The organism is Lentilactobacillus parabuchneri DSM 5707 = NBRC 107865 (genome assembly GCF_001435315.1).
In the GTDB taxonomy this organism is placed as follows: Bacteria; Bacillota; Bacilli; order Lactobacillales; family Lactobacillaceae; genus Lentilactobacillus; species Lentilactobacillus parabuchneri.
In genome coordinates, this window is sequence record NZ_AZGK01000001.1 from 126769 (window position 1) to 148759 (window position 21991).

The 21991-nt window shown below is 44.1% G+C and carries 18 protein-coding genes; all 18 read left to right on the forward strand.

Annotated features, from left to right (window positions below; all coding sequences use genetic code 11):
• Positions 1 to 243: 243 nt before the first annotated feature.
• The gene (gene yfmF / locus FC51_RS00715) at positions 244 to 1524 is read left to right on the forward strand and encodes an EF-P 5-aminopentanol modification-associated protein YfmF (protein WP_057909294.1); all 1281 of its coding nucleotides are present in this window, start codon (positions 244 to 246) and stop codon (positions 1522 to 1524) included.
• Complete coding sequence (gene yfmH / locus FC51_RS00720; protein WP_057911124.1) at positions 1511 to 2788, forward strand: EF-P 5-aminopentanol modification-associated protein YfmH; 1278 nt, start codon at positions 1511 to 1513, stop codon at positions 2786 to 2788. The genes yfmF and yfmH overlap by 14 nt, the downstream gene beginning before the upstream one ends.
• A 108-nt stretch (positions 2789 to 2896) precedes the next feature.
• Positions 2897 to 3952 carry a helix-turn-helix domain-containing protein gene (locus FC51_RS00725; protein ID WP_057909292.1) on the forward strand — a complete coding sequence of 352 codons (1056 nt, stop codon included), beginning with the start codon at positions 2897 to 2899 and terminating at the stop codon, positions 3950 to 3952.
• A 17-nt stretch (positions 3953 to 3969) separates the two neighbouring features.
• Complete coding sequence (pgsA, locus tag FC51_RS00730; protein ID WP_057909291.1) at positions 3970 to 4551, forward strand: CDP-diacylglycerol--glycerol-3-phosphate 3-phosphatidyltransferase; 582 nt, start codon at positions 3970 to 3972, stop codon at positions 4549 to 4551.
• A 201-nt stretch (positions 4552 to 4752) separates the two neighbouring features.
• A complete protein-coding gene (locus tag FC51_RS00735; RefSeq protein ID WP_057909290.1) occupies positions 4753 to 5223 on the forward strand; it encodes a CinA family protein in 471 nt (156 codons plus the stop codon).
• Between the two features lie 94 nt (positions 5224 to 5317).
• On the forward strand, positions 5318 to 6463 hold the full coding sequence (recA, locus tag FC51_RS00740) for a recombinase RecA (RefSeq protein ID WP_057909289.1): 1146 nt from the start codon (positions 5318 to 5320) through the stop codon (positions 6461 to 6463).
• Between the two features lie 282 nt (positions 6464 to 6745).
• Positions 6746 to 8326 carry a ribonuclease Y gene (gene rny / locus FC51_RS00745; protein ID WP_057909288.1) on the forward strand — a complete coding sequence of 527 codons (1581 nt, stop codon included), beginning with the start codon at positions 6746 to 6748 and terminating at the stop codon, positions 8324 to 8326.
• 86 nt (positions 8327 to 8412) lie between these two features.
• Complete coding sequence (locus tag FC51_RS00750; RefSeq protein ID WP_057909287.1) at positions 8413 to 9207, forward strand: TIGR00282 family metallophosphoesterase; 795 nt, start codon at positions 8413 to 8415, stop codon at positions 9205 to 9207.
• Positions 9208 to 9272: 65 nt separating this feature from the next.
• The gene (mutS, locus tag FC51_RS00755; RefSeq protein ID WP_057909286.1) at positions 9273 to 11861 is read left to right on the forward strand and encodes a DNA mismatch repair protein MutS; all 2589 of its coding nucleotides are present in this window, start codon (positions 9273 to 9275) and stop codon (positions 11859 to 11861) included.
• 1 nt (position 11862) lies between these two features.
• The gene (gene mutL, locus FC51_RS00760; protein ID WP_057909285.1) at positions 11863 to 13815 is read left to right on the forward strand and encodes a DNA mismatch repair endonuclease MutL; all 1953 of its coding nucleotides are present in this window, start codon (positions 11863 to 11865) and stop codon (positions 13813 to 13815) included.
• 73 nt (positions 13816 to 13888) lie between these two features.
• On the forward strand, positions 13889 to 14485 hold the full coding sequence (gene ruvA, locus FC51_RS00765) for a Holliday junction branch migration protein RuvA (RefSeq protein WP_057909284.1): 597 nt from the start codon (positions 13889 to 13891) through the stop codon (positions 14483 to 14485).
• 18 nt (positions 14486 to 14503) lie between these two features.
• Positions 14504 to 15532, forward strand: a complete 1029-nt coding sequence (gene ruvB / locus FC51_RS00770; protein ID WP_057909283.1) for a Holliday junction branch migration DNA helicase RuvB — start codon at positions 14504 to 14506, stop codon at positions 15530 to 15532.
• Positions 15519 to 16577, forward strand: coding sequence for a tRNA preQ1(34) S-adenosylmethionine ribosyltransferase-isomerase QueA (gene queA, locus FC51_RS00775; protein ID WP_057909282.1), 1059 nt, complete (start codon positions 15519 to 15521; stop codon positions 16575 to 16577). Before ruvB ends, queA begins: the two co-directional genes overlap by 14 nt.
• Positions 16578 to 16588: 11 nt before the next feature.
• Entirely contained in the window at positions 16589 to 17731 is a 1143-nt protein-coding gene (tgt, locus tag FC51_RS00780; protein WP_057909281.1) for a tRNA guanosine(34) transglycosylase Tgt, read from the forward strand.
• A gap of 61 nt (positions 17732 to 17792) precedes the next feature.
• Complete coding sequence (gene yajC, locus FC51_RS00785; protein ID WP_057909280.1) at positions 17793 to 18206, forward strand: preprotein translocase subunit YajC; 414 nt, start codon at positions 17793 to 17795, stop codon at positions 18204 to 18206.
• A gap of 95 nt (positions 18207 to 18301) precedes the next feature.
• Positions 18302 to 19390, forward strand: a complete 1089-nt coding sequence (dinB, locus tag FC51_RS00790; protein ID WP_057909279.1) for a DNA polymerase IV — start codon at positions 18302 to 18304, stop codon at positions 19388 to 19390.
• 73 nt (positions 19391 to 19463) lie between these two features.
• Positions 19464 to 20411, forward strand: coding sequence for a DHH family phosphoesterase (locus FC51_RS00795; protein WP_057909278.1), 948 nt, complete (start codon positions 19464 to 19466; stop codon positions 20409 to 20411).
• Between the two features lie 8 nt (positions 20412 to 20419).
• Positions 20420 to 21781 carry a DEAD/DEAH box helicase gene (locus FC51_RS00800; protein ID WP_057911125.1) on the forward strand — a complete coding sequence of 454 codons (1362 nt, stop codon included), beginning with the start codon at positions 20420 to 20422 and terminating at the stop codon, positions 21779 to 21781.
• Positions 21782 to 21991: the final 210 nt, after the last annotated feature.

The following is a 21991-nucleotide window of genomic DNA, read 5'->3' on the forward strand; positions in this document are numbered from 1 at the left end:
GGTCCATATTATCCAGCTAAAATGTAAAGCAGTTGGCTGATTCCAGCCATTTAAGTCCAGTGATCAATCATTCCACAACTTGGAATAATCGACTACTGGGCTTAAATTTTGCGATCAATCCGTTTTTATCGCCGCTCAATTTTGCAATAATTATCTATTTTTGGTAACGTTTGCCGATTTATATTGAGATTTTAATAAATTTATCTTAATATGAAATTTGTGACTAATTGAGGAGGATACTCAGTGGAATTCGAAATTGCAAAGGACGTCCATTTAACGACGATCCCAACAACAAAATTTAAAAATAGCAAAATCGTGATGAATTTTACATTTCCCGCTCATCATGAAAATTATGCCAAGCTGGCCTTATTGGCGGAACTATTGGAAAATTGTTCGGCACAGTATGACAGCGAATTATTGGTGTCTCGCCAATTATCCAAATTGTATGGTGCAAGCTTTGGGGTAACCGTCTTGAGGTACGGTAACCAACACACACTTCAAGTTTCAATCACCTTTCCAAATGATAAGTATCTACCGGAAGGCGAAGTTTTAACGCCACAAATTTTGGCGTTTCTTCGTGAAATGATTGAGAATCCCTTTATTGACGGCGATCACTTCAACGACGCTTATTTTGAAATTCATCAAAAAAACGTGTTAAATTATTTGGATTCAATTGCAGATAACAAGGAATTTTTCTCGACCTTGGAACTTCAACGCTTGTATTATCCAAACGACCCAGATCACGGGCACTTTTTAATGGGCAATAAAGCTGAAATGGCCCAAATTACAGCCAAATCGCTTTATGATTTTTACAAATCGGTGCTGGCGAGCGCTAAGGTCACGATTTTAGTCGCCGGTGATTTGTCTGAGCAAGCGGTCATTGACGGCTTTAAGGACTTTGACTCGTTTAGTGATCGGGCCCAAGCACCTTATGAGTTACGGGTGATTCCTAAACCGATCGATCAGGTTCAAGAAGACACCAAGTTTATTGAAGGCTCACAGTCTGTTTTGAGTATGGCTTATGAATTGCCGATTTATTTCGGGGATGGCTTATATTTTGCGGCGGTGATTTTTAATCAATTGTTTGGTGGGTCCAGTCAGTCGCTGCTATTTGCCAACGTTCGAGAAAAGCGAAGTTTGGCCTACGACATTCACAGCAGTTACAACTCGTTGGTTGGAATGGATTCGGTTCAGGCTGGCATTGATTATCAAAACGAACAGGAAGTCATTTCGATGGTCAATCAACAACTCGAGCAGCTTTCCGCCGGAAACTTTTCAGATGCACTCCTGGATGGGGTGAAGGAGGCCATGATTAACCAACACCGCTCCGAAGCCGACCATTTGGGCGCCTTAATTGAAGCGCGGTACGTGCAGCAGATTATGCAGTCTGACTTATCTGACGAACAATGGGAAGCCCAAATTCAAGGCGTTAACCGTGACCAAATTTCTCAAGTTGCCAAACAATTACGGTTGCGGGCGATTTATCAACTCAACAGTGGAGGGCAGTCTGATGGAAATCATTGATTATCCAAATTATAACGAACGGTTATTTGTATCCAAATTATCAAACGGACTGACTGTTTACATGCAGCCCAAAAAGGGATTTAATAAAACAACCGCTGTATTGGGCGTAAACTATGGATCCATCGACAGTCAGTTTATCTTGAACGGTCAAAAAGTTGTTCAACCAGCAGGAATCGCCCATTTTTTGGAGCACAAGATGTTCGACAAAAAAGATTACGACGTCTTTGAATTGTTTAACAAAACCGGAGCCCGCTCGAATGCCTTTACCAGCTTTACCAAGACCAACTACTTGTTTTCAACGGCAGAATCGGTCAAAGAAAATCTGGACATCTTGTTAAATTTTGTTCAAATTCCTTATTTTACCGCGGCCAAGGTTGAACGGGAAAAGGGGATTATCGACCAGGAAATTAATATGTATCAAAATGATCCGGATAATCAGGCGTATTTCGAAACGATTGCCAGCCTTTATCCAGACTCAGTGTTGGCAAACGACATTGCGGGGACGGTTCAAACAGTCGGCAGCATTACGCTTGCCGATGTTGAACTTGCTTACAAGACCTTCTATCGTCCAGAAAATATGACGTTATTTATCACGGGTAAGCTTGACCCACAAGAAACACTCGGCTGGATTGAGGCCAACCAGGCGGATAAACCCTCGCCGGAGCCAATTTCTCTTCAGCGACTCGAAAATTTTGAGCGTCAGGATCAACCGACAATTCATCATCGACAAATGAATGTTGCAAGACCTAAAGTGACACTCGGACTGCGCGGCACCGATCCGGTTCCAACCGGGCGGGCGGGATTGAAGTACGAAATCGCCTTATCCGTGATGTTTGACCTGTTTTTGAGTGAAAACTCAGTTGAATATGATAAACTGTATCATGATGAAATTATTGATGACTCGTTTTCATGGGAATTTGAAAACGAACGGGGCTTTCATTTTGCGGTCATTAGTTGTGACACCAGCGAACCGACGATCTTGATTGATCGCCTTAAAGCAATCATCAAAAAAATTCCTGAGGCATTGCCATCAAGGACAGCCGAATTTCAATTACAAAAGAACGAATTATTTGGTAATTATGTCGAAATGATGGATTCCGAGGAAGCGATTAGCGGTCAATTTGACGGCTTCATCGGCGAACCTGTTACAATATATGATGAGGTTGAGATTTTAAAATCTTTAACTTTGGCGGATGTCCAGGCAATTAGCAGCGACTTTTTAAAACAGGTCGTGATGCAGGCCGGCATTATCCAGGACCATTAATGACCAACTGGAATTTTTAATGGTTACTTTATCATTTACTTAAAATATTAGTTGATGAGCATATGATATACTTTAAATGGAAATCAAAAAATTCAATGGAGAATGAGTATGAGCGACGAAAAAGATAATTTAACAATTGGACAAAAATTACATGATGCACGTGTTGCCAAGGGCTATACCCTCGATGACCTGCAAAAAAATACCAAGATTCAAAAGCGCTATTTAATCGCAATTGAGGACAATGATTTTGATGCATTACCGGGTGAATTCTACGTTCGGGCTTTTGTGAAGCAGTATGCGGACTCCGTTGGCCTTGATGGGACTGAACTGCTAAGCCAATTTGAAACAAAGCTGCCGGATACCGAAGATCCAGAGTACGTTGATCGGGTCAACAGTGACAATCCGGAAACCCGTTCTGCTCAACGGAAAGTGGAGGAACGTAACGATAAGCTGCGTCGGTATATTCCAATTATCTCAGTTTCAGTCGTGGTCTTGGTCATCTTGATCGTGATTTGGGTGGCAGCAGCTAAGAGCACCCGCAACACGGCTAAAACGCAAATTGAAACCAGCAAGGTATCGGTTTCAAGTGATAAGTCGTCAAGCTCCAAAGCATCCAGTGCCAAGAAAGCCAAGTCTCCTAAAAAGACGAAGACCATTGCTTTTAAGAAACTCACTGCTTCAGGCAGCAACATCACTTATCAGGTTAGCGGGACATCCGGCAAGACACCATTGAAGATTTCAGCTACTGGAACGAGCAGCGCTTGGACCTCGGTTTCAACTGACGGGACTGCGGTATGGCAAGCATCACTAACTGGTGGTAATTCACATACCATTTCATTGCCTAGCACGACAAATACTGTGACGATCAATACCGGCAATGCTGAAGCCACGGAAATTACCGTTGGCGGTAAGAAATTAAAATTAGCAGCCCCACTTAACGGTGGCTCTGCTCAAGTACGGGTTATCACATTGCAGTTTGGTAAATCCGGTTCGTCTGCAACCACGAATTCCAGCTCCACGTCATCGAGTTCAACGACTGGGACTACCACGGGTACGACCGGCACAGGCTCAACGACTGGGACGTCTTCGACAACAGGAACCACTGGGACGACGAGCGGCACCGGAACAACCGGTAGTACCACAGGTTCGACTAATGGCTACTAATCAGTTGGGGGTTAAGCATGAATTTACCAAATAAGCTTACAATGTTTCGAATCATTTTGATTCCGTTCTTCATTTTAATCTTAGCAGCACCGATATTTTCAGGCAGTGTCGTTATTGCGGGAACTTCTATCAGCGTGACGCGACTGGTTGCAACGATTATTTTTATTGTTGCTTCGTTGACTGATTTTTTGGATGGGCAAATCGCCCGCCGCAATCATTTGGTGACCAACTTTGGCAAGTTTGCCGATCCATTGGCTGACAAGATGTTGGTCATGACGGCGTTTCTTTTCCTCGTTGGGTTAGGGGACGTTCCTGCCTGGGTCGCTGCAATTATCGTTTGCCGCGAATTGGCTGTGACTGGTCTTCGGTTAATCATCGTTGAAAACGAAGGTCAGGTAATTGCCGCGGCTTGGCCAGGCAAAATTAAGACCACCACCCAAATGTTGGCGATTATTTTGTTATTCCTGAATAACGTTTTATTCGCCGCGATTAACGTTCCAATGGGACTCATTTTGTTATATATTTGCTTATTCTTCACGATTTATTCGGGTGTTGATTACTTTGTTCAAAACAGATCCGTTTTTTCGGATTCATTTTAAGCGTTTAATAACTGTGGGACGAAAGACATTTTGATCCCAGAATTTAGATGCACGTTTGAACCAAATCATATCGAATCACGGGAAAACGAGGCTGAGACAAGAGTAACAACTTTTGGCTCGGCCTTGTTTGCGCTAAAAATCATCTCAAAAAAAGCAAACTCAGCTTAATTTCGTATCTATTTCTTAGAAGGGGCAATTCAAATGACTTTAGAACAAGAATTAGTTCATGAACTTTTATCTCGTCATATTACGATTACTGCAGCTGAAAGCATTACCGCTGGAGAATTTCAAAGTACACTGGGAAACGTTGCCGGTGTCTCCGAAGTTTTTGAAGGTGGCTTTGTGACCTATTCCAACCGGGTTAAAGAGCAACTTTTACACATTCCAAGCGAAGTCATTGATGAAAATGGCGTTGTCAGTGAGCCGACTGCAATTTGGATGGCCAATCAGGCGCGCAGTATCATGGACAAGGACTTAGCGGTTTCGTTTACGGGGTCAGCTGGACCAGATACGCTTGAAGGCAATCCTGCAGGAACCGTCTGGATTGGCATCGCCTATGGCACCCAACAAACATATGCTAAAAAGTATTTGTTTAAAGGTGATCGAAATGGTATTCGAAAAGCTGCAGTTGACGCGGGATTGAAGATGGCAATTGAGATAATTCATAAATGATCGAACTTTTGTTCGCATTTTGATTGCTTTTTTTGAAAATCATTAGTATAGTTAATTGGTAAACTTTTCCGTTTAGGATAGTGGGAGGAATTTAATGGCTGACCAAAGAAAAGTAGCTTTAGACAAAGCCTTAAAAAATATTGAAAAAGAATTCGGTAAGGGATCGATCATGCGAATGGGGGATAAGGCTGATACCCAAATCTCGACCATTCCATCCGGTTCACTTGCCCTGGATGATGCGTTGGGCGTGGGTGGCTACCCACGGGGACGAATTGTTGAAATTTATGGGCCTGAAAGTTCAGGTAAAACAACCGTTGCTTTACACGCTGTGGCTGAAGTCCAAAAGCGTGGCGGAACAGCAGCCTACATTGATGCTGAAAATGCGTTGGATCCAGTTTATGCGACTCATTTAGGTGTTAACATCGATGATTTGCTCCTGTCACAACCTGATACGGGTGAGCAGGGACTCCAGATTACCGACGCCTTGGTAACCAGTGGTGCGATCGATATCGTCGTCATTGATTCAGTTGCTGCACTGGTTCCCCGTGCCGAAATTGAAGGGGAAATGGGGGATGCTCACGTTGGTTTGCAAGCGCGTTTGATGTCACAAGCTCTTCGGAAACTTTCCGGAACAATTAGTAAGACAAAAACGATTGCGATCTTCATCAACCAAATCCGTGAAAAAGTCGGTGTTATGTTTGGAAACCCAGAGACCACTCCTGGTGGCCGGGCGCTGAAATTTTACGCGACTATTCGGCTTGAAATTCGTCGTGCCGAACAGATCAAGGATGGGACGAACATTATTGGTAACCGGGTTCGGATCAAGGTTGTCAAGAACAAGGTTGCGCCACCATTCAAGCGTGCCGAAGTTGACGTAATGTATGGTAAGGGAATTTCCCAATCCGGTGAGTTGGTTGATATGGCCGTTGAAAAGGATATTATCAACAAGTCCGGTTCATGGTACTCATACGGTGACGAACGAATTGGTCAGGGACGTGAAAACGCCAAGACCTATTTGGAAGAACATCAAGATATGTACGATGAGGTTATGAAAAAAGTTCGTGACGCTTATGATATTCCTGATGATTCCGCACGTTCGACTGATAGTGCCGACGATAAAAAAGCCACTGGCAAAAAAGCTGATAAGAAGTCGGATTCCAAAGACAGTCATGCCGATACGAAGAAGGATGAAGCTAAAGAGCATCCTGATGAAAGTATCGATTTGGATATTGGCAAATAACAAATTTAATAAAATATGTGACTATTTTTCAATAATGGGCCCTCATTTTGAGCGGCCTATTTTTTGTGATTTTCTATGTGACAGTAAGGGTTTGTGAAACATTGTGACACATATAAACCTTTGTTAATTCTATTGCTATATACAAATATCTTCCAAGACGCAACAAAGATGATTGACACTAGTCGTAACAAACATTAAAATAAGAATTGTGTCAATAATCAAATAACATCTATTAATTGGTTTAGAATGAATCATTTTTTGGTGATTTGGAGGTGAAAGGCCATGACAATGGCTGGGATAATCCTCGCAATCATCGCTATAATTGTTGTTGGTTTTGTTGGTATTATTAGTTTTGTAATCGGAAAGTCTGCACAAAAGAAGATCCATCAAAAAGATCTTGACTCCGCTACCGGCTCCGCCAAAGGTATCTTAGCAGACGCTAAGAAGAAGGCTGAGACGGTCGTCAAAGAAGCAACTTTGTCGGCACAGGAGAAGAACCACCGCTACCGTTCATCAGTTGAGAAGGAACTGAAGAATCGGCGATCGGAGATTCAAAAACAAGAGGATCGTTTGTTGCAGCGAGAAGAGGCTCTAGACCGTAAAGACAGTGCTTTCGAACGTCGAGAGAACTCGTTGAATCGCAAAGAGCAGAAGATTAATCGTGAACAACAGAATTTAGTCACACAACAAGAAGAAGCAAACTCACTTATTGAAAAACGTCAGGCGGAAGTTGAGAAGGTTGCGGCCTTAACTCAAGAAGAAGCCCGTGATCTTATTTTGAAAGAAACCAGTGAAACGTTAGCTGAGGAAAAGGCCCGAATGGTAAAAGAAAGTTACTACCAAGCCCAGACTGAAGCTGACGAAAACGCCAAGAATCTGATCATTGAAGCAATTCAGCAAAGTTCAGCGGATGTTGTTTCTGAAACAACTGTTTCCGTTGTCAGTCTTCCAAACGAAGACATGAAAGGTCGGATCATTGGTCGTGAAGGTCGAAATATTCGGACCTTTGAGACACTGACTGGGATTGATTTAATTATTGATGATACGCCACAAGCAGTTGTGCTGAGCGGCTTTGATCCAATCCGGAGAGAAGTTGCGAAAATGACACTTGAAAAGTTAATCAAAGATGGTCGGATTCATCCCGCTCGGATTGAAGAAATGGTTGAAAAGAGCCGTAAAGAACTTGATGAGCGGATTCAAGAAATTGGTGAAGAGACCTTGTTTGACCTTGGAATTCATTCGATGAGTCCCGATATGATCAAACTTGTTGGTCAACTTAACTTTAAGATTGACCACGGTCAGAATTTGCTGAGCCATTCAATTGAGGTTGCCAAATTGGCAGGTGCTTTTGCATCAGAATTAGGTGAGGATGTTACATTAGCTAAACGCGCAGGATTATTACACGATATCGGTAAGGCTGCGAATAATGGTGTTGAGGGATCTCATGTTCAAGTTGGTGTTGATTTCGCCAAAAAGTATCATGAAAGTCCAGTCGTAATCGATGCGATTAAGGGATACGAAGAGGGCCATTCTCCAGAGACAATTATTTCTGAATTGGTTGCTGTTGCTGAAAAGATTGCGATTTCGCGTCCAGGCGCACACAGTGAATCTCTTGAAAGCTTCGTCCACAGACTTGATAGTCTCGAAAAGATCACCGACAGCTTTAACGAAGTTCAAAAGAGCTACGCAATTCAAGCCGGTCGAGAGATCAGAGTGATTGCAAAGCCCGAAGATATTACGGACACACAAGCAATTGTGCTCGCCCGCAGAATCAAACAAAAGATTGAAACTGAAATGAAGTACCCAGGCCACATCAAAGTGACTGTCATTCGGGAAGTTCGTTCAGTCGAATACGCAAGATAAAAGATCAGATGTTCTGGTCTTTTTTCTTTTCATAAATAAATGTTAAAATTATTCTATATAATTTAGAAAGTATTGAGGAAATTTTAATGCGAATTCTTTTTATTGGTGACGTGGTTGGTGATAAGGGTGTTTCAATGATCCATCATTATTTACCAAAGTTGAAGCAAACCGTGAGGCCACAAGTGACGATTGTCAATGGTGAAAACGCCACTTCGATGGGTCGTGGTATTACCCAGTCGATTTATAAACAGTTAATGAGTGATGGGGTTGACGTTGTCACTTTGGGAAATCATGCTTGGAGTAATAACGAAATTCTGGACTTTATTGACGATGCCAAACGTTTAATTCGGCCATACAACTATCCAAGGCGTACGACTCCCGGTAAGGGCTATACAATGGTCAACGTCAATGGCGTTCAACTTGCTGTCATGAATTTCCAAGGCCGGGTATTTATGGATCCTTTAGATGATCCCTTTGCTTTGGCTGACGAGTTGGTCGACCAAATCCGTGAAGAAACCAATTGTATTTTTATGGATTTTCATGCCGAAGCCACCAGTGAAAAGCTCGCAATTGCCCGTTATCTGGACGGCCGAGTTTCCGCAGTTGTCGGGACCCACACCCACGTTCAGACCAACGATGCACGATTATTACAAGGAAAGACGGCATTTTTGACTGATGCCGGGATGACCGGTCCGGCAGATGGTATGCTGGGTATGCAACCTGACAGTGTTATTAAACGCTTCTTGGATCAGCGGCCGGCACGTTATAAAGTCCTTGAAACCGGGCAGGGAATTATTTCCGGCTGCTTTATTGATATTGACGACAAATCTGGTCATGCGACACATATCGAGACCGTGTCGATGACCGATGATCAAATTTAAAATGAAACGAAGTTAAACGTGATATGCTGAAACGATATTCAGCTTGAATTTAAGGGGACTTTCAGTTGGCAAAAACAGAATCAACTCCAATGATGGTGCAGTACCAAAAAATTAAGGATCAGTATCCGGATGCGTTTCTTTTTTATCGCCTCGGTGATTTTTACGAAATGTTTAACGAAGATGCGATCAAAGGGTCACAAATATTGGAATTAACGTTAACAAATCGAAGCCGAAATGCGGATAATCCGGTTCCAATGTGCGGTGTGCCCCATAAGGCCGCTCAAAATTATATTGATATCTTAGTCGACCAGGGCTATAAAGTCGCTCTTTGTGAGCAGATGGAAGATCCCAGATTAGCCAAGGGAATGGTCAAACGTGAAGTGATTCAATTGGTGACACCTGGGACTCAGGTCGACGTTGGCTCAGAAAATGCCAAATCAAATAATTACTTAACCTCGGTGGTTTACGATGCCGATAGCAACGAATTTGCGTTTGCTTACGCCGATTTGTCCACTGGTGAACTCAAAGTGGCCAAATTGACGACCCAGGCAGAATTTGTAAACGAACTGGTTTCTCTTCAGACCAAGGAGATTGTGGTTGAAAAAGATCTGCCGGCAACGCTCATTGATACCGTCAAAAAACTGGGTATCCTGATTTCCAACCAGTCTGATCTACCGGTGAATGCCTCAGTCAGTTATCTAAGTCAAGACGTCGATGATGCTTTGATGAAACAAGTTTTAAAGCTGCTGCTTGATTATATTCAGGCAACCCAAAAACGCAGCCTGCAACACTTGAAGCGAGCGGTGGTTTATGAGCCGTCCGACTTTTTGGAGCTCGATCACAACTCTCAATATAATTTGGAGTTGATTCGAAACATTCGGACCGGTAAAAAATCCGGAACCCTGCTTTGGCTGCTGGACCAAACCAAAACTGCCATGGGGGGTCGAAAGCTCAAACAGTGGATTGAACGGCCGTTGGTCAATCGCAATATGATTAATCAGCGTCATGATGCAGTTGGGGTTTTGCTCGATCACTATTTTGAACGTAATCAGCTGCAGGACGAATTAATCAAGGTTTATGATTTGGAACGCCTAGCGGGTCGGATCGCCTTTGGCAGCGTTAACGGGCGGGATTTGATTCAATTGAAGACCTCGCTGGAACAAGTGCCTAAAATCAAGTATATTCTTGAACAAATTGCCGATAAAAGTTTTGACGAGATGCTCAAAAATTTGGTGCCGTTGGATGACATTGTGGAAGAAATCGATTCGGCAATCGTTGAAGAACCGCCCATTTCCGTCACTGATGGCGGCGTCATCAAGGATGGTTATAATCAACAGCTCGATCAGTATCGTGATGCCACAAACAATGGGCAAAAATGGTTGGCTGAACTGGAAGCCAAAGAGCGCCAGGTGACTGGAATTAACAATTTAAAGGTCGGCTTTAATCACGTTTTTGGTTATTACATCGAAGTGACTAAGGTTAATTTGGATAAGATTCCGGCAAACCGCTATCAGCGAAAGCAAACCTTGGCGAACGCAGAACGTTTTTCAACTCCGGAGTTAAAAGAAAAAGAAGCGTTGATCCTAGAAGCCCAGGAGCAAAGCAAGACGCTCGAATACAAACTGTTCGTTAAAATTAGGGATGATATTAAACAGTCGATTAAACGAATTCAGGATTTAGCTGATGCCGTGGCGGCTATCGATGTTTTACAAAGTTTTGCTGCAGTCAGCGAAGAATACCGGTTTGTTCGGCCAACTTTGACCAATAAGCATATCGTCGATATCACAGATGGCCGCCATCCAGTGGTTGAAAAGGTTTTGGGACATCAACAATACGTTCCAAATGACGTCAATTTGGCAGAAGATACCAGTATTTTACTGATTACCGGGCCGAACATGTCTGGGAAAAGTACTTATATGCGTCAAATGGCGTTATGTGTCATCATGAATCAAATGGGCTGTTTTGTACCAGCCAAGAAGGCGAAGCTGCCGGTATTTGATAAGATTTTTACCAGAATTGGTGCAGCCGATGATCTGATTTCCGGCCAAAGTACCTTTATGGTGGAAATGAAAGAAGCCAACGATGCGATTGAAAATGCGACACCCAACAGTTTGATTTTGTTTGATGAAATTGGTCGGGGGACTGCCACATATGATGGAATGGCGCTGGCGCAGGCAATTATTGAGTACGTGCACAATAACATTGGCGCCAAGACACTGTTTTCAACCCACTATCACGAGTTAACCGCACTGGATGAATCGCTCAACCGTCTGCGCAATGTCCACGTCGGCGCAACGGAATCCAATGGTGAATTAGTTTTTCTGCATAAGATTCAACCAGGACCGGCTGACAAATCGTATGGGATTCACGTTGCCAAATTAGCAGGACTGCCAAACGGGCTCCTGCACCGCGCTAATGACATTTTAACCCAGCTGGAGCAACAGGCAGCGGACGACCATCAAACCGCTCAGACGAGCCAAGAAACGCCAGAGAGGCCGGCTGAGCTGCAGACATCACTTTTCCCGCTTGAGCAAATTGATGATAAACAAGCGGAAGTTGTGTCACAATTAAAGAAACTGGATTTGATGTCGAAAACACCAATGCAAATTATGAATCAGGTATATAAATGGCAACAGAAGATAAACGGAGATTAAGGTGATCGATTTGAACAAGATTCATCAACTACCAACAATTCTATCCAACCAAATTGCGGCTGGAGAAGTTGTTGAGCGACCTGCTTCAGTAGTCAAAGAATTAGTCGAAAATTCAATAGATGCCGATAGCACGGAGATCGACGTAACCGTTGAAAATGCCGGACTTAAGTTAATTAAAGTTGTCGATGACGGCAACGGCATTGAAAGTTCACAAGTTCAAACGGCCTTTTTGCGTCATGCAACCAGCAAGATTGCTGAACAAAGAGACCTCTTTCGTGTCCGCACGCTGGGATTTCGGGGCGAAGCACTTCCAAGTATCAGCTCAGTTGCCAACGTTAAAATGAAGACATCGACTGGTGACATTGGTACCCAGGTTGAATATAAAGGCGGCAAATTAGTGGCTCAAGGTGCCTCCGAATCACGAAAAGGAACGACTGTTGAAGTCGCGTCGCTGTTTTATAATACGCCGGCTCGATTGAAGTACTTGAGTTCTCCAAACACCGAATTGGCTAAAATTTCTGATATCATCAATCGGTTGGCGTTGAGCCACCCTGAAATTGCCTTTTCATTTATCAGCAATGGCCGTGAATTGCTTCGAACTTCCGGCAGAGGCGATTTAATGCAGGTACTAGGCGCCATTTATGGGGTCAAAACCATTTCAAAAATGGCCCCAATCAAGGGAAAAGATCTCGATATTCAGGTAAATGGCTATGTCAGCCTGCCTGAACTGACCCGTTCGAGTCGCAATTATATTTCATTGATCCTAAACGGCCGCTTCATCCGCAACTACCCATTGACCAAAGCAGTTATTGCCGGCTACGGCTCCAAATTGATGATCGGCCGTTTTCCAATTGCGGTGATTACGATCAATGCCGATCCGGCACTGATTGATGTGAACGTCCACCCAACCAAACAGGAAGTCCGGATTAGTGACGAACCGATGATCGGCAAGTTGATTTCGGATGCAATTTACGAGATGCTGCGGGACAAGCAGCTGATTCCAGATGCGACCCGTGACTTCAAAAAGCCGTTTAACGCGGAACCACATTCCTTCAACGTTTCAACAGCTGACCAGGTTCAGACCAACCCACCGTTGTTTGATGTTTCGTCAGCGCCGAGTGCTGATTTAAATCAGCCGAAGGTGACACCGGTGGTGGTGAAGACCCGGGCTGACTTAAAAAGTGCGTCAGTGGCTGAATTTGACCAGCTATTACAAAACGAACCCAGCGGTGTTCCAGTGTTTGAAAGTGCCGCTTCGTCGGTTATTGAAGCTGAATCAACGGCGGAACTTCAACCGGCTGATAACCCCAAGCCTCAGCAGTCCGAACTGATCACGCAAACTGGTTTTCCGGATTTAACCTACGTCGGCCAGATTCACGGCACCTACTTGGTCGCCGAAAACGCCGATAATATGTATTTGGTCGATCAACATGCGGCTCAAGAACGAATCAATTACGAGTATTACCGTAAACAGATTGGTGAGGTCTCTGATGACCAGCAGAAGCTTTTGGTCCCAATTGTTTTGGATTACGCTACCTCGGATTTTCTCTTGATTAACGATCATTTGGACTTATTGAACCAATTGGGCATTCATTTGGAGCAATTCGGGCAAAACAGTTTCATTGTCCGCGAGCATCCCATGTGGTTTAAAGCCGGTCAGGAAGCTGACACCATCAAAGAAATGATTGATTGGATTTTATTTGATCACAAAATTTCGGTGGCTGCCTTCCGTGAAAAAACGGCGATTATGATGAGCTGTAAGCGTGCCATCAAGGCAAATCATCATTTGGACAGTCTCCAAGCTAAAGCATTATTAAGACGGCTTCCCGAATGCGAGAATCCCTATAATTGCCCGCACGGCCGTCCAGTCCTGGTTAAATTTTCCAATGCCGATATTGAAAAGATGTTTAAACGAATTCAGGATCCGCACCATACGGATGAAGAAATTGTCTAGATTGTCCTCAGCAATAGGAGAAGGTATGATAAAATTAATTAGCAAACATATGTTTTAGTAAAGAGGAGAAATCATGTTCGAATTTTTTGATGGAACAGTTGTTGACGTCACCCCCAGCCATATTGTGCTGCTGGTGGGCGGCGTTGGCTATTTAATTTACACTTCCGATCCGTATGCTTTTACAATCGATCAGGAAAAAACAATCAGAGTCTACATCTACCAATCAGTCAGTGACTCGGCCATTTTGTTGTATGGTTTTGCGACGATTGAGGATAAACAGATCTTTGAAAAACTCATTTCAGTTTCTGGAATCGGGCCCAAGAGCGCGCTGGCAATCTTGGCAGGAAATGACCGCGACGGGTTGATTTCGGCAATTAATAACGAAGACGTCACGTTTTTGACCAAATTTCCCGGAGTGGGCAAGAAGACTGCCCGACAAATTATTTTGGATATGCAGGGCAAGTTGGGAGACATTGCGACCACGGCACCGAATGTATCGCATCCAGCTGCCACTGCCCAGAGTCCAGAGCTGACGGATGCCTTGTCAGCGTTGGCTGCCCTGGGATATGGTGCCAAGCAAATCGATGGCATCAAACCGGATTTGGAAAAGGCTGCCGACTTGTCTACCGATGAATACCTGAGTATGGGACTTAAATTACTGATGCACTAAGACTAAGGAGATGATGACGTGGCCAACGAAAAAGATGATCGACTGATTTCTCCGGAAAACGTTGATTCTGATGAAAGCAGCATCGAAAAATCATTGCGGCCGCAACTCCTGAGCGAGTACATCGGCCAAGATGATGTTAAAAACGAACTGAAGGTCTATATTCAAGCCGCCAAACAGCGGGAAGAGTCACTCGACCATGTGTTGTTGTATGGCCCTCCTGGACTCGGGAAGACCACGCTGGCAATGGTGATTGCCAACGAAATGGGTGTTAATATTCGAACGACCAGCGGCCCTGCCATTGATAAGCCGGGGGACCTGCTGTCACTGCTTAACGAACTGCAGCCCGGAGATGTCTTATTCATAGACGAAATCCACCGGCTGCCAAAAGTCGTTGAAGAAATGCTGTATTCGGCGATGGAAGACTTCTTCGTCGATATCATTGTCGGCCAAGGGTCTGGCGCCCATCCGATCCACTTCCCACTGCCACCGTTTACGTTAATTGGAGCGACCACCCAAGCGGGGATGCTGTCGGCACCACTGCGGGACCGGTTTGGAATCGTTGAACATATGAACTATTACAAAACGGCCGATTTGGAAGATATTGTCCGGCGAACAGCCGATATTTTTCAAATTGATATTCAGGAATCCGGCGCCCATGAAATTGCTTTGAGGTCGCGGGGAACCCCCCGTGTCGCCAACCGGTTGTTGAAGCGGATTCGCGACTTTGCCCAGGTTTCTGATAAGGATGAAGTCGATCTGGAAATTGTCAGGTATGCCTTAAAACGCCTCAAGGTCGATGAATTAGGGCTTGATGCCACTGATCTCAAGTTATTGAAGACAATGATCAAATACTACGCTGGCGGTCCGGTGGGCTTAAACACATTAGCTGCCAACATCGGCGAGGAAACTGATACGATTGCTGAAATGTACGAACCATATCTACTTCAAATTGGCTTAATCAAGCGAACCGCTCGCGGCAGAATTGTCACGAAAAAAGGCTATGACCACCTCAATTACCCGCTTCCAGGCAAGGATGAAAGGAATTAAGATTTTGAAAACAAACTACACACTTGAAGATTTTGATTATAATCTGCCGCATGAATTGATTGCTCAAACCCCGATTAAGGATCGCGACGAGTCCCGTCTCCTGGTTTTAAACAAAGAGACCGGCGAGATGCAGGATCGTCATTTTTATAATATTATTGACTACTTAAATCCGGGGGATGCCCTGGTAATGAATGATTCAAAGGTGATGCCGGCAAGAATTTACGGTGTCAAAGAAGATACCGGCGGTAACATGGAAGTCTTATTGTTGCATAATATCGAAGGCGACCGCTGGGAAACCCTGATGAAGCCAGCCAAACGGGCGAAAGTCGGGACGGTCATTGACTTCGGCGAGGGCCAGTTAAAAGCCGTCGTGACCAAAGAATTGGAACATGGTGGTCGAGAAATCGAGTTTAAATACGATGGGATCTTTATTGAAATACTCGAACGGCTTGGTGAAACGCCACTGCCACCATACATTAAGGAAAAGTTGGACGACCCTAACCGTTATCAGACGGTTTATGCCAAGGAAATGGGATCAGCAGCTGCCCCCACAGCCGGTTTGCATTGGACCAAGGAACTACTGCAAAAAGTAGCTGACAAAGGCGTTCATTTGGTTTATTTGACCCTTCACGTTGGTTTGGGAACGTTTAGACCCGTTGACGAGGAAAATATTGAGGATCATAAGATGCACAGCGAGTTTTATCGATTAACCGATGAAGCCGCTCAAACGTTGAATGACGTTCGCCAAAATGGCGGCAAAATCGTTGCCACCGGAACGACATCAATTCGGACCCTTGAAACCGTGGGAACTAAATTTAATGGCGAGATTCGGCCGGATTCAGGTTGGACCGATATTTTCATCAAGCCTGGATATGAATGGAAAGTCGTTGATTCATTTATCACCAATTTTCATTTGCCGAAATCAACGCTTGTGATGTTAGTTGCTTCCTTTACCGGTCGCGACAACATTCTCAATGCTTACCAGCACGCTATTGAAGAAAAATACCGTTTCTTCAGTTTTGGCGATGCGATGTACATTCACTAGGAGGATTTTATATGCAACCAGCGATTACGTATCGCTTGATCAAAAAAGAAAAGCATACCGGTGCCCGATTAGGGGAGATTACGACCCCTCACGGCACGTTTCGAACACCGATTTTTATGCCGGTAGGGACTCAGGCGACGGTCAAGACTTTGGCGCCAGAGGAACTGGATGAAATGGGATCGACCATTATTTTGGCCAACACGTATCATCTGTGGCTCAGGCCTGGAGAAGACATTGTCAAAGAAGCGGGTGGCCTTCACAAATTCATGAACTGGGATAAAGGGATCCTTACTGATTCCGGTGGTTTTCAGGTCTTTTCATTGGCGAAGAATCGGGATATCACCGAAGATGGTGTCACGTTCAAAAATGAAATTAACGGTGCAAAAATGTTTTTATCTCCTGAAAAGGCGATTCAAATTGAAAATGATTTGGGCCCGGACATTATGATGAGTCTGGATGAATGTCCACCATTTTTTGAGTCCTACGACTACGTCAAAAAGTCGGTTGAACGTACCAGCCGCTGGGCGGAGCGCGGATTAAAAGCTCATCAAAACCCAGATTGGCAAGGCTTGTTTGGCATTGTCCAAGGAGCCGGCTTTGAGGATTTAAGAAAACAGTCCGCACAGGATTTGGTTAGTCTGGACTTTCCAGGGTACTCAATCGGCGGCCTTTCCGTTGGAGAATCCAAGCAGGAAATGAACCGCATTTTAGAAACGACTGCGCCACTCTTGCCCGAAAACAAGCCGCGGTATCTGATGGGCGTTGGGGCCACTGACTCCTTGATTGATGGCGTTATTCGCGGAATTGATATGTTTGATTGTGTCTTACCAACCCGAATTGCTCGAAATGGGACGGTCATGACGTCGCACGGCCGCTTGGTGGTTAAAAATGCCAAGTATGCCCGTGATTTCACGCCGCTTGACGATCAATGCAACTGTTATACATGTCGCAACTATACCCGAGCTTATATCCGCCATCTTTGTAAGACCGATGAAACCTTTGGCATGCGGTTGTGCAGTTACCATAACTTGTACTACCTCATTCACTTAATGAAGCGGGTTCAACAAGCGATCATGGATGACAATTTATTGGATCTTCGGGCAGAAGTATTTGAGCAGTATGGGTATAATAAACCCAACCCGAAAAATTTTTAGGTATAGACTGTGACCAACTTATTTGTTAAAGTATTCTTATGGAAAGTGTGGGTGAAAAATTTTGAACCAATCTTATTTATCAATTTTATTCATCGTTGTTTTGTTTGCGGTTATGTATTTCTTGATGATTCGTCCTCAAAAAAAGCAACAAGAAAAGCGTCGTGAACAACTTTCAAAGATCAAGCCAGGTGATCAAGTGATTACCATTGGTCGTTTGCACGGGGTTGTTGACGAAATCAACGAAGCCGAAAAGACGGTTACATTGGATTGTGACGGGATTTACTTGGTATTTGACCTCAGTGCGATTGCTTCAGTTAAGCAACCAGCTGTTGTCGCTCCAGCAGCCAATGACGATCAAAAAGCTGACACAACATCGACTGATGCACCAGCAGATTCTCAGACATCTGACAGTGCCCAGGAATCCGATGACAAATCAGCGGATTCAGCTGACGATTCAAAAGCTGAAAACAAATAGTTTATGTTTGCCGGTTGGGATGGTAGCGGAAGCGTTAGCACCCGACCATTTTTTTACACCACATAAGAACGTATGTTTGATTAGGGCTGATAGCAATGAAAAATCCAACCAGAAAGATCATTCATGTTGATATGGATGCCTTTTATGCATCAATTGAAGAACGTGAAGACCCAAGTTTGAAGTCTAAGCCACTAATTGTGGGGAAGGATCCCCGAAAAACCGGTGGGCGGGGTGTGGTTTCGACCGCGAATTATAATGCCCGCAAGTTTGGGGTCCATTCCGCAATGAGCGTGATGAAGGCGTTGGAGTTATGTCCGAATGCCGTGTTTAGGTTTTCCGGGTTTGAACTTTATCGATCCGTGTCGGATCAGATTCATGATATTTTTCATGAATATACTGATATTATTGAGACGGTTGCTTTAGATGAAGCTTATTTGGACGTGACTCAAAATAAAAAACACCTGACAGATCCCATTCAAGTGGCCCGAATGATTCAAAGCGAAATTTGGCAGATCACCCATCTGACTTGCTCGGTGGGGGTCTCTTATAATAAGTTTCTCGCTAAAGAAGCTTCGGATTATGCCAAGCCAACCGGCATTACAATTATTGGGGCCAAGGATGCCATGGAATTTTTGACGCGTCTGCCAATTGAAAAGTTTCGGGGTGTTGGCAAAAAGACGGTTCCGAAAATGCACGAGTTGGGGATTAACAACGGCAGCGATCTTTTGGCCTGGTCTCAAATGGATTTAATTAAGCAGTTTGGTAAGTTTGGTTATGTATTGTATGAACGGGCCCGGGGAATTGACGAGCGCCCCGTTGAATACAAACGTGTCCGAAAATCAATTGGCAAGGAGCGGACGTTTGGTCCGGCCATTGATAACCAAACTGAAGTTGACGATGAATTACAGCGAATTGCCCAAATGTTGGTCACCACCATGGATGGCAAGAAAAAGCACGGCAAGACATTGGTGCTCAAAGTTCGTTATAGTGACTTTTCAACTTTTACCAAGCGGGTGACGTTGGATAACTACATCAAAAATAGTGTTGAGGAGTATTTCGCCCTGGCTTCCGAACTACTGGTTGATATGCCGGACATTTCTGCGGGAGTCCGACTGCTTGGGATTACTATCACCAATTTGGATGACTTGGCATATGAAAACATTGTCCTGCCTTTATTTAAGTAGAAACGATGGTTTATATTCCGAATGAATTAATGTATACTGAAGTGTTCGACAATAAAGTAATGGAGTAATGAATATGGCAATTCAAGAACAAATCCTTAACGAAATTAAGAAATTTAAAATAATTATTATCCATCGTCATAAACGCCCGGATCCTGACGCGATTGGGTCCCAAATGGGATTAGCGCAATTGATTAAGGCGTCATTTCCCGACAAGCAGGTTTTGTGTGCCGGCAAACAGTATGAAAGCTTTGAATGGTTGGGCAAGACCGATGAAATCGCCGACGAGCAATATCAAGACGCCTTGGTGATTGTGGTCGACACGGCCAACCAGCCGCGGGTTGACGACGATCGTTATACCAAAGGCAAAGCACTCATTAAGATTGACCACCATCCAAATGATGATCAATTTGGGGATATCATGTGGGTTGAACCGGACGCATCGAGTACGTCAGAGCTCATTTATGACTTTTATGACAGTAACAAGGATCAACTGACCCTGCCTTCAGAAGGGGCTCGTTTGTTGTATGCCGGAATTGTTGGGGATACTGGCCGGTTTATGTATCCATCAACCTCTTCACATACACTGGAAGTTGCCGCCAAGTTGGCAACCTATGATTTTTCAACCAGTGACGTGAATCAAATTGAAGATGAAATTGACATTCCATTAGCGAGATTATCGGCTTACGTTTACGAGAATTTAACGATTCTAGACAGCGGGGCTGCGTATCTGGTGTTGTCGGATAAAGTGTTGGAACCCTTTAAATTGGGCGATGAGAGTACTTCGGCTGTGGTTCCACTTCCCGGAAAGATTAAGCAGGTCGTCTCTTGGGCAATTTTTGTCGAACAAAAGGACCACTCCTTCCGTATTCGGTTACGGTCAAAGGGACCGGAAATTAATGAACTTGCCAAAACCTATGGCGGTGGTGGACACCCATTAGCCAGTGGTGCGGTTGTTGATTCAGAAGAACATATTCAGGATTTTGTTAAAGATTTAAATGATCTTGTCGCAAAAAACAAGTAGGAGCGTATATGAGTAATTTTTCAGATTTTAATTTAAAACCATTCCTGCTGACAGCCTTAAAGGAGTTAAACTTTACAGAGCCGACACCGGTTCAGGAAAAAGTGATTCCCGTTGTCATGCAGGGACGAGACGTCGTGGGCCAATCTGCCACAGGAAGTGGTAAGACCCACGCCTTTTTACTGCCAATTTTCAATCAATTGGACCCGGATGTTGATCAGGTTCAGGCAGTGATTACCACCCCCAGTCGGGAATTGGCCTACCAGATTATTGATGCGGCCAAGCAGTTGGCAAAGCATAGTGACAAGCCAATTTCGATTGGTGCGTATGTCGGCGGAACGGATAAAGTTCGCCAGGAAAAGAAGATTAAAAAAGATCAGCCTCAACTGGTGATTGGAACTCCGGGTCGAATTTGGGATTTGATTCAAAATGGCGGCCTCGATGTTCATACGGCATCACAATTAGTCATTGATGAAGCGGATATGACTTTGGATATGGGATTCTTGGATGTTGTTGACAATATCGCTGCCAGTTTTGGTAAGCATGTGCAAATGATGGTCTTTTCAGCGACAATTCCTCAAAAGATCAATATTTTCCTCAAAAAATACATGGTTAATCCATTTATTGAAGAGATTCCGGTTTCCACAATTATTAGTCCAACCATTGATAACTGGTTGATTTCCACAAAGGGTCAGGATAAAAATCAGCTTATTTATAAGTTGTTGACCATTGGCGAACCTTACCTGGTACTGATTTTTGCCAACACCCGGGATCGGGTGGAAGCGCTCAGTGAATACCTCAAAGGGCAAGGCTTAAAGGTGGCAATGATTCACGGTGGGATGAAGCCACGTGAACGTAAGCAGGTTATGAAACGGATAAAAAATCTGGATTTCCAATTTGTGGTCGCAACCGATTTAGCCGCCCGGGGGATTGATATCCAAGGTGTGTCCGATGTCATCAATGATGATATTCCGACGGAAGACTTGGAATTCTTTATTCACCGAGTTGGCCGGACTGGCCGAAATGGGATGTCCGGTACCTCAATTACCCTTTATTCACCAGACGAAGAAAAAGCTGTTGAAGAATTAGAAGATATGGGGATTCATTTCAAGCCCAAAGCACTTAAAAATGGTGAAATCGTGGATTCCTACGATCGGAACCGACGAAAGACCCACCGCAAGAAGCATGATAAGCTTGACCCAACCATGATTGGTATGATCAAAAAGAAGAAAAAGAAGATCAAGCCCGGCTACAAACGACGGATCAAGAATACAATTGCTAGAAAAGACGAGATGGACCGTCGGGTTGTCAAACGTGAAGAAGCGCGTGCAAAACGTAAACAACGCAAGAACAGTTCGTCACGTTATCAATAACCGGTTATTGACACCACATTCACAAAAAAGTATACTTTGAAATGTGTTAAGAATATGCTGTTTAACTTCATTTTTCAGAAACGTCTTGGCTGATGTGAAAGGCGACTTGAATTAAACAGTGCTCTCTTAAATCTTGAATTGGTAATACGCAACTCTACGTTATAGAGATCAAGTGGTTAACGATAAACATCGTTGCAATCAGAGTGGTAC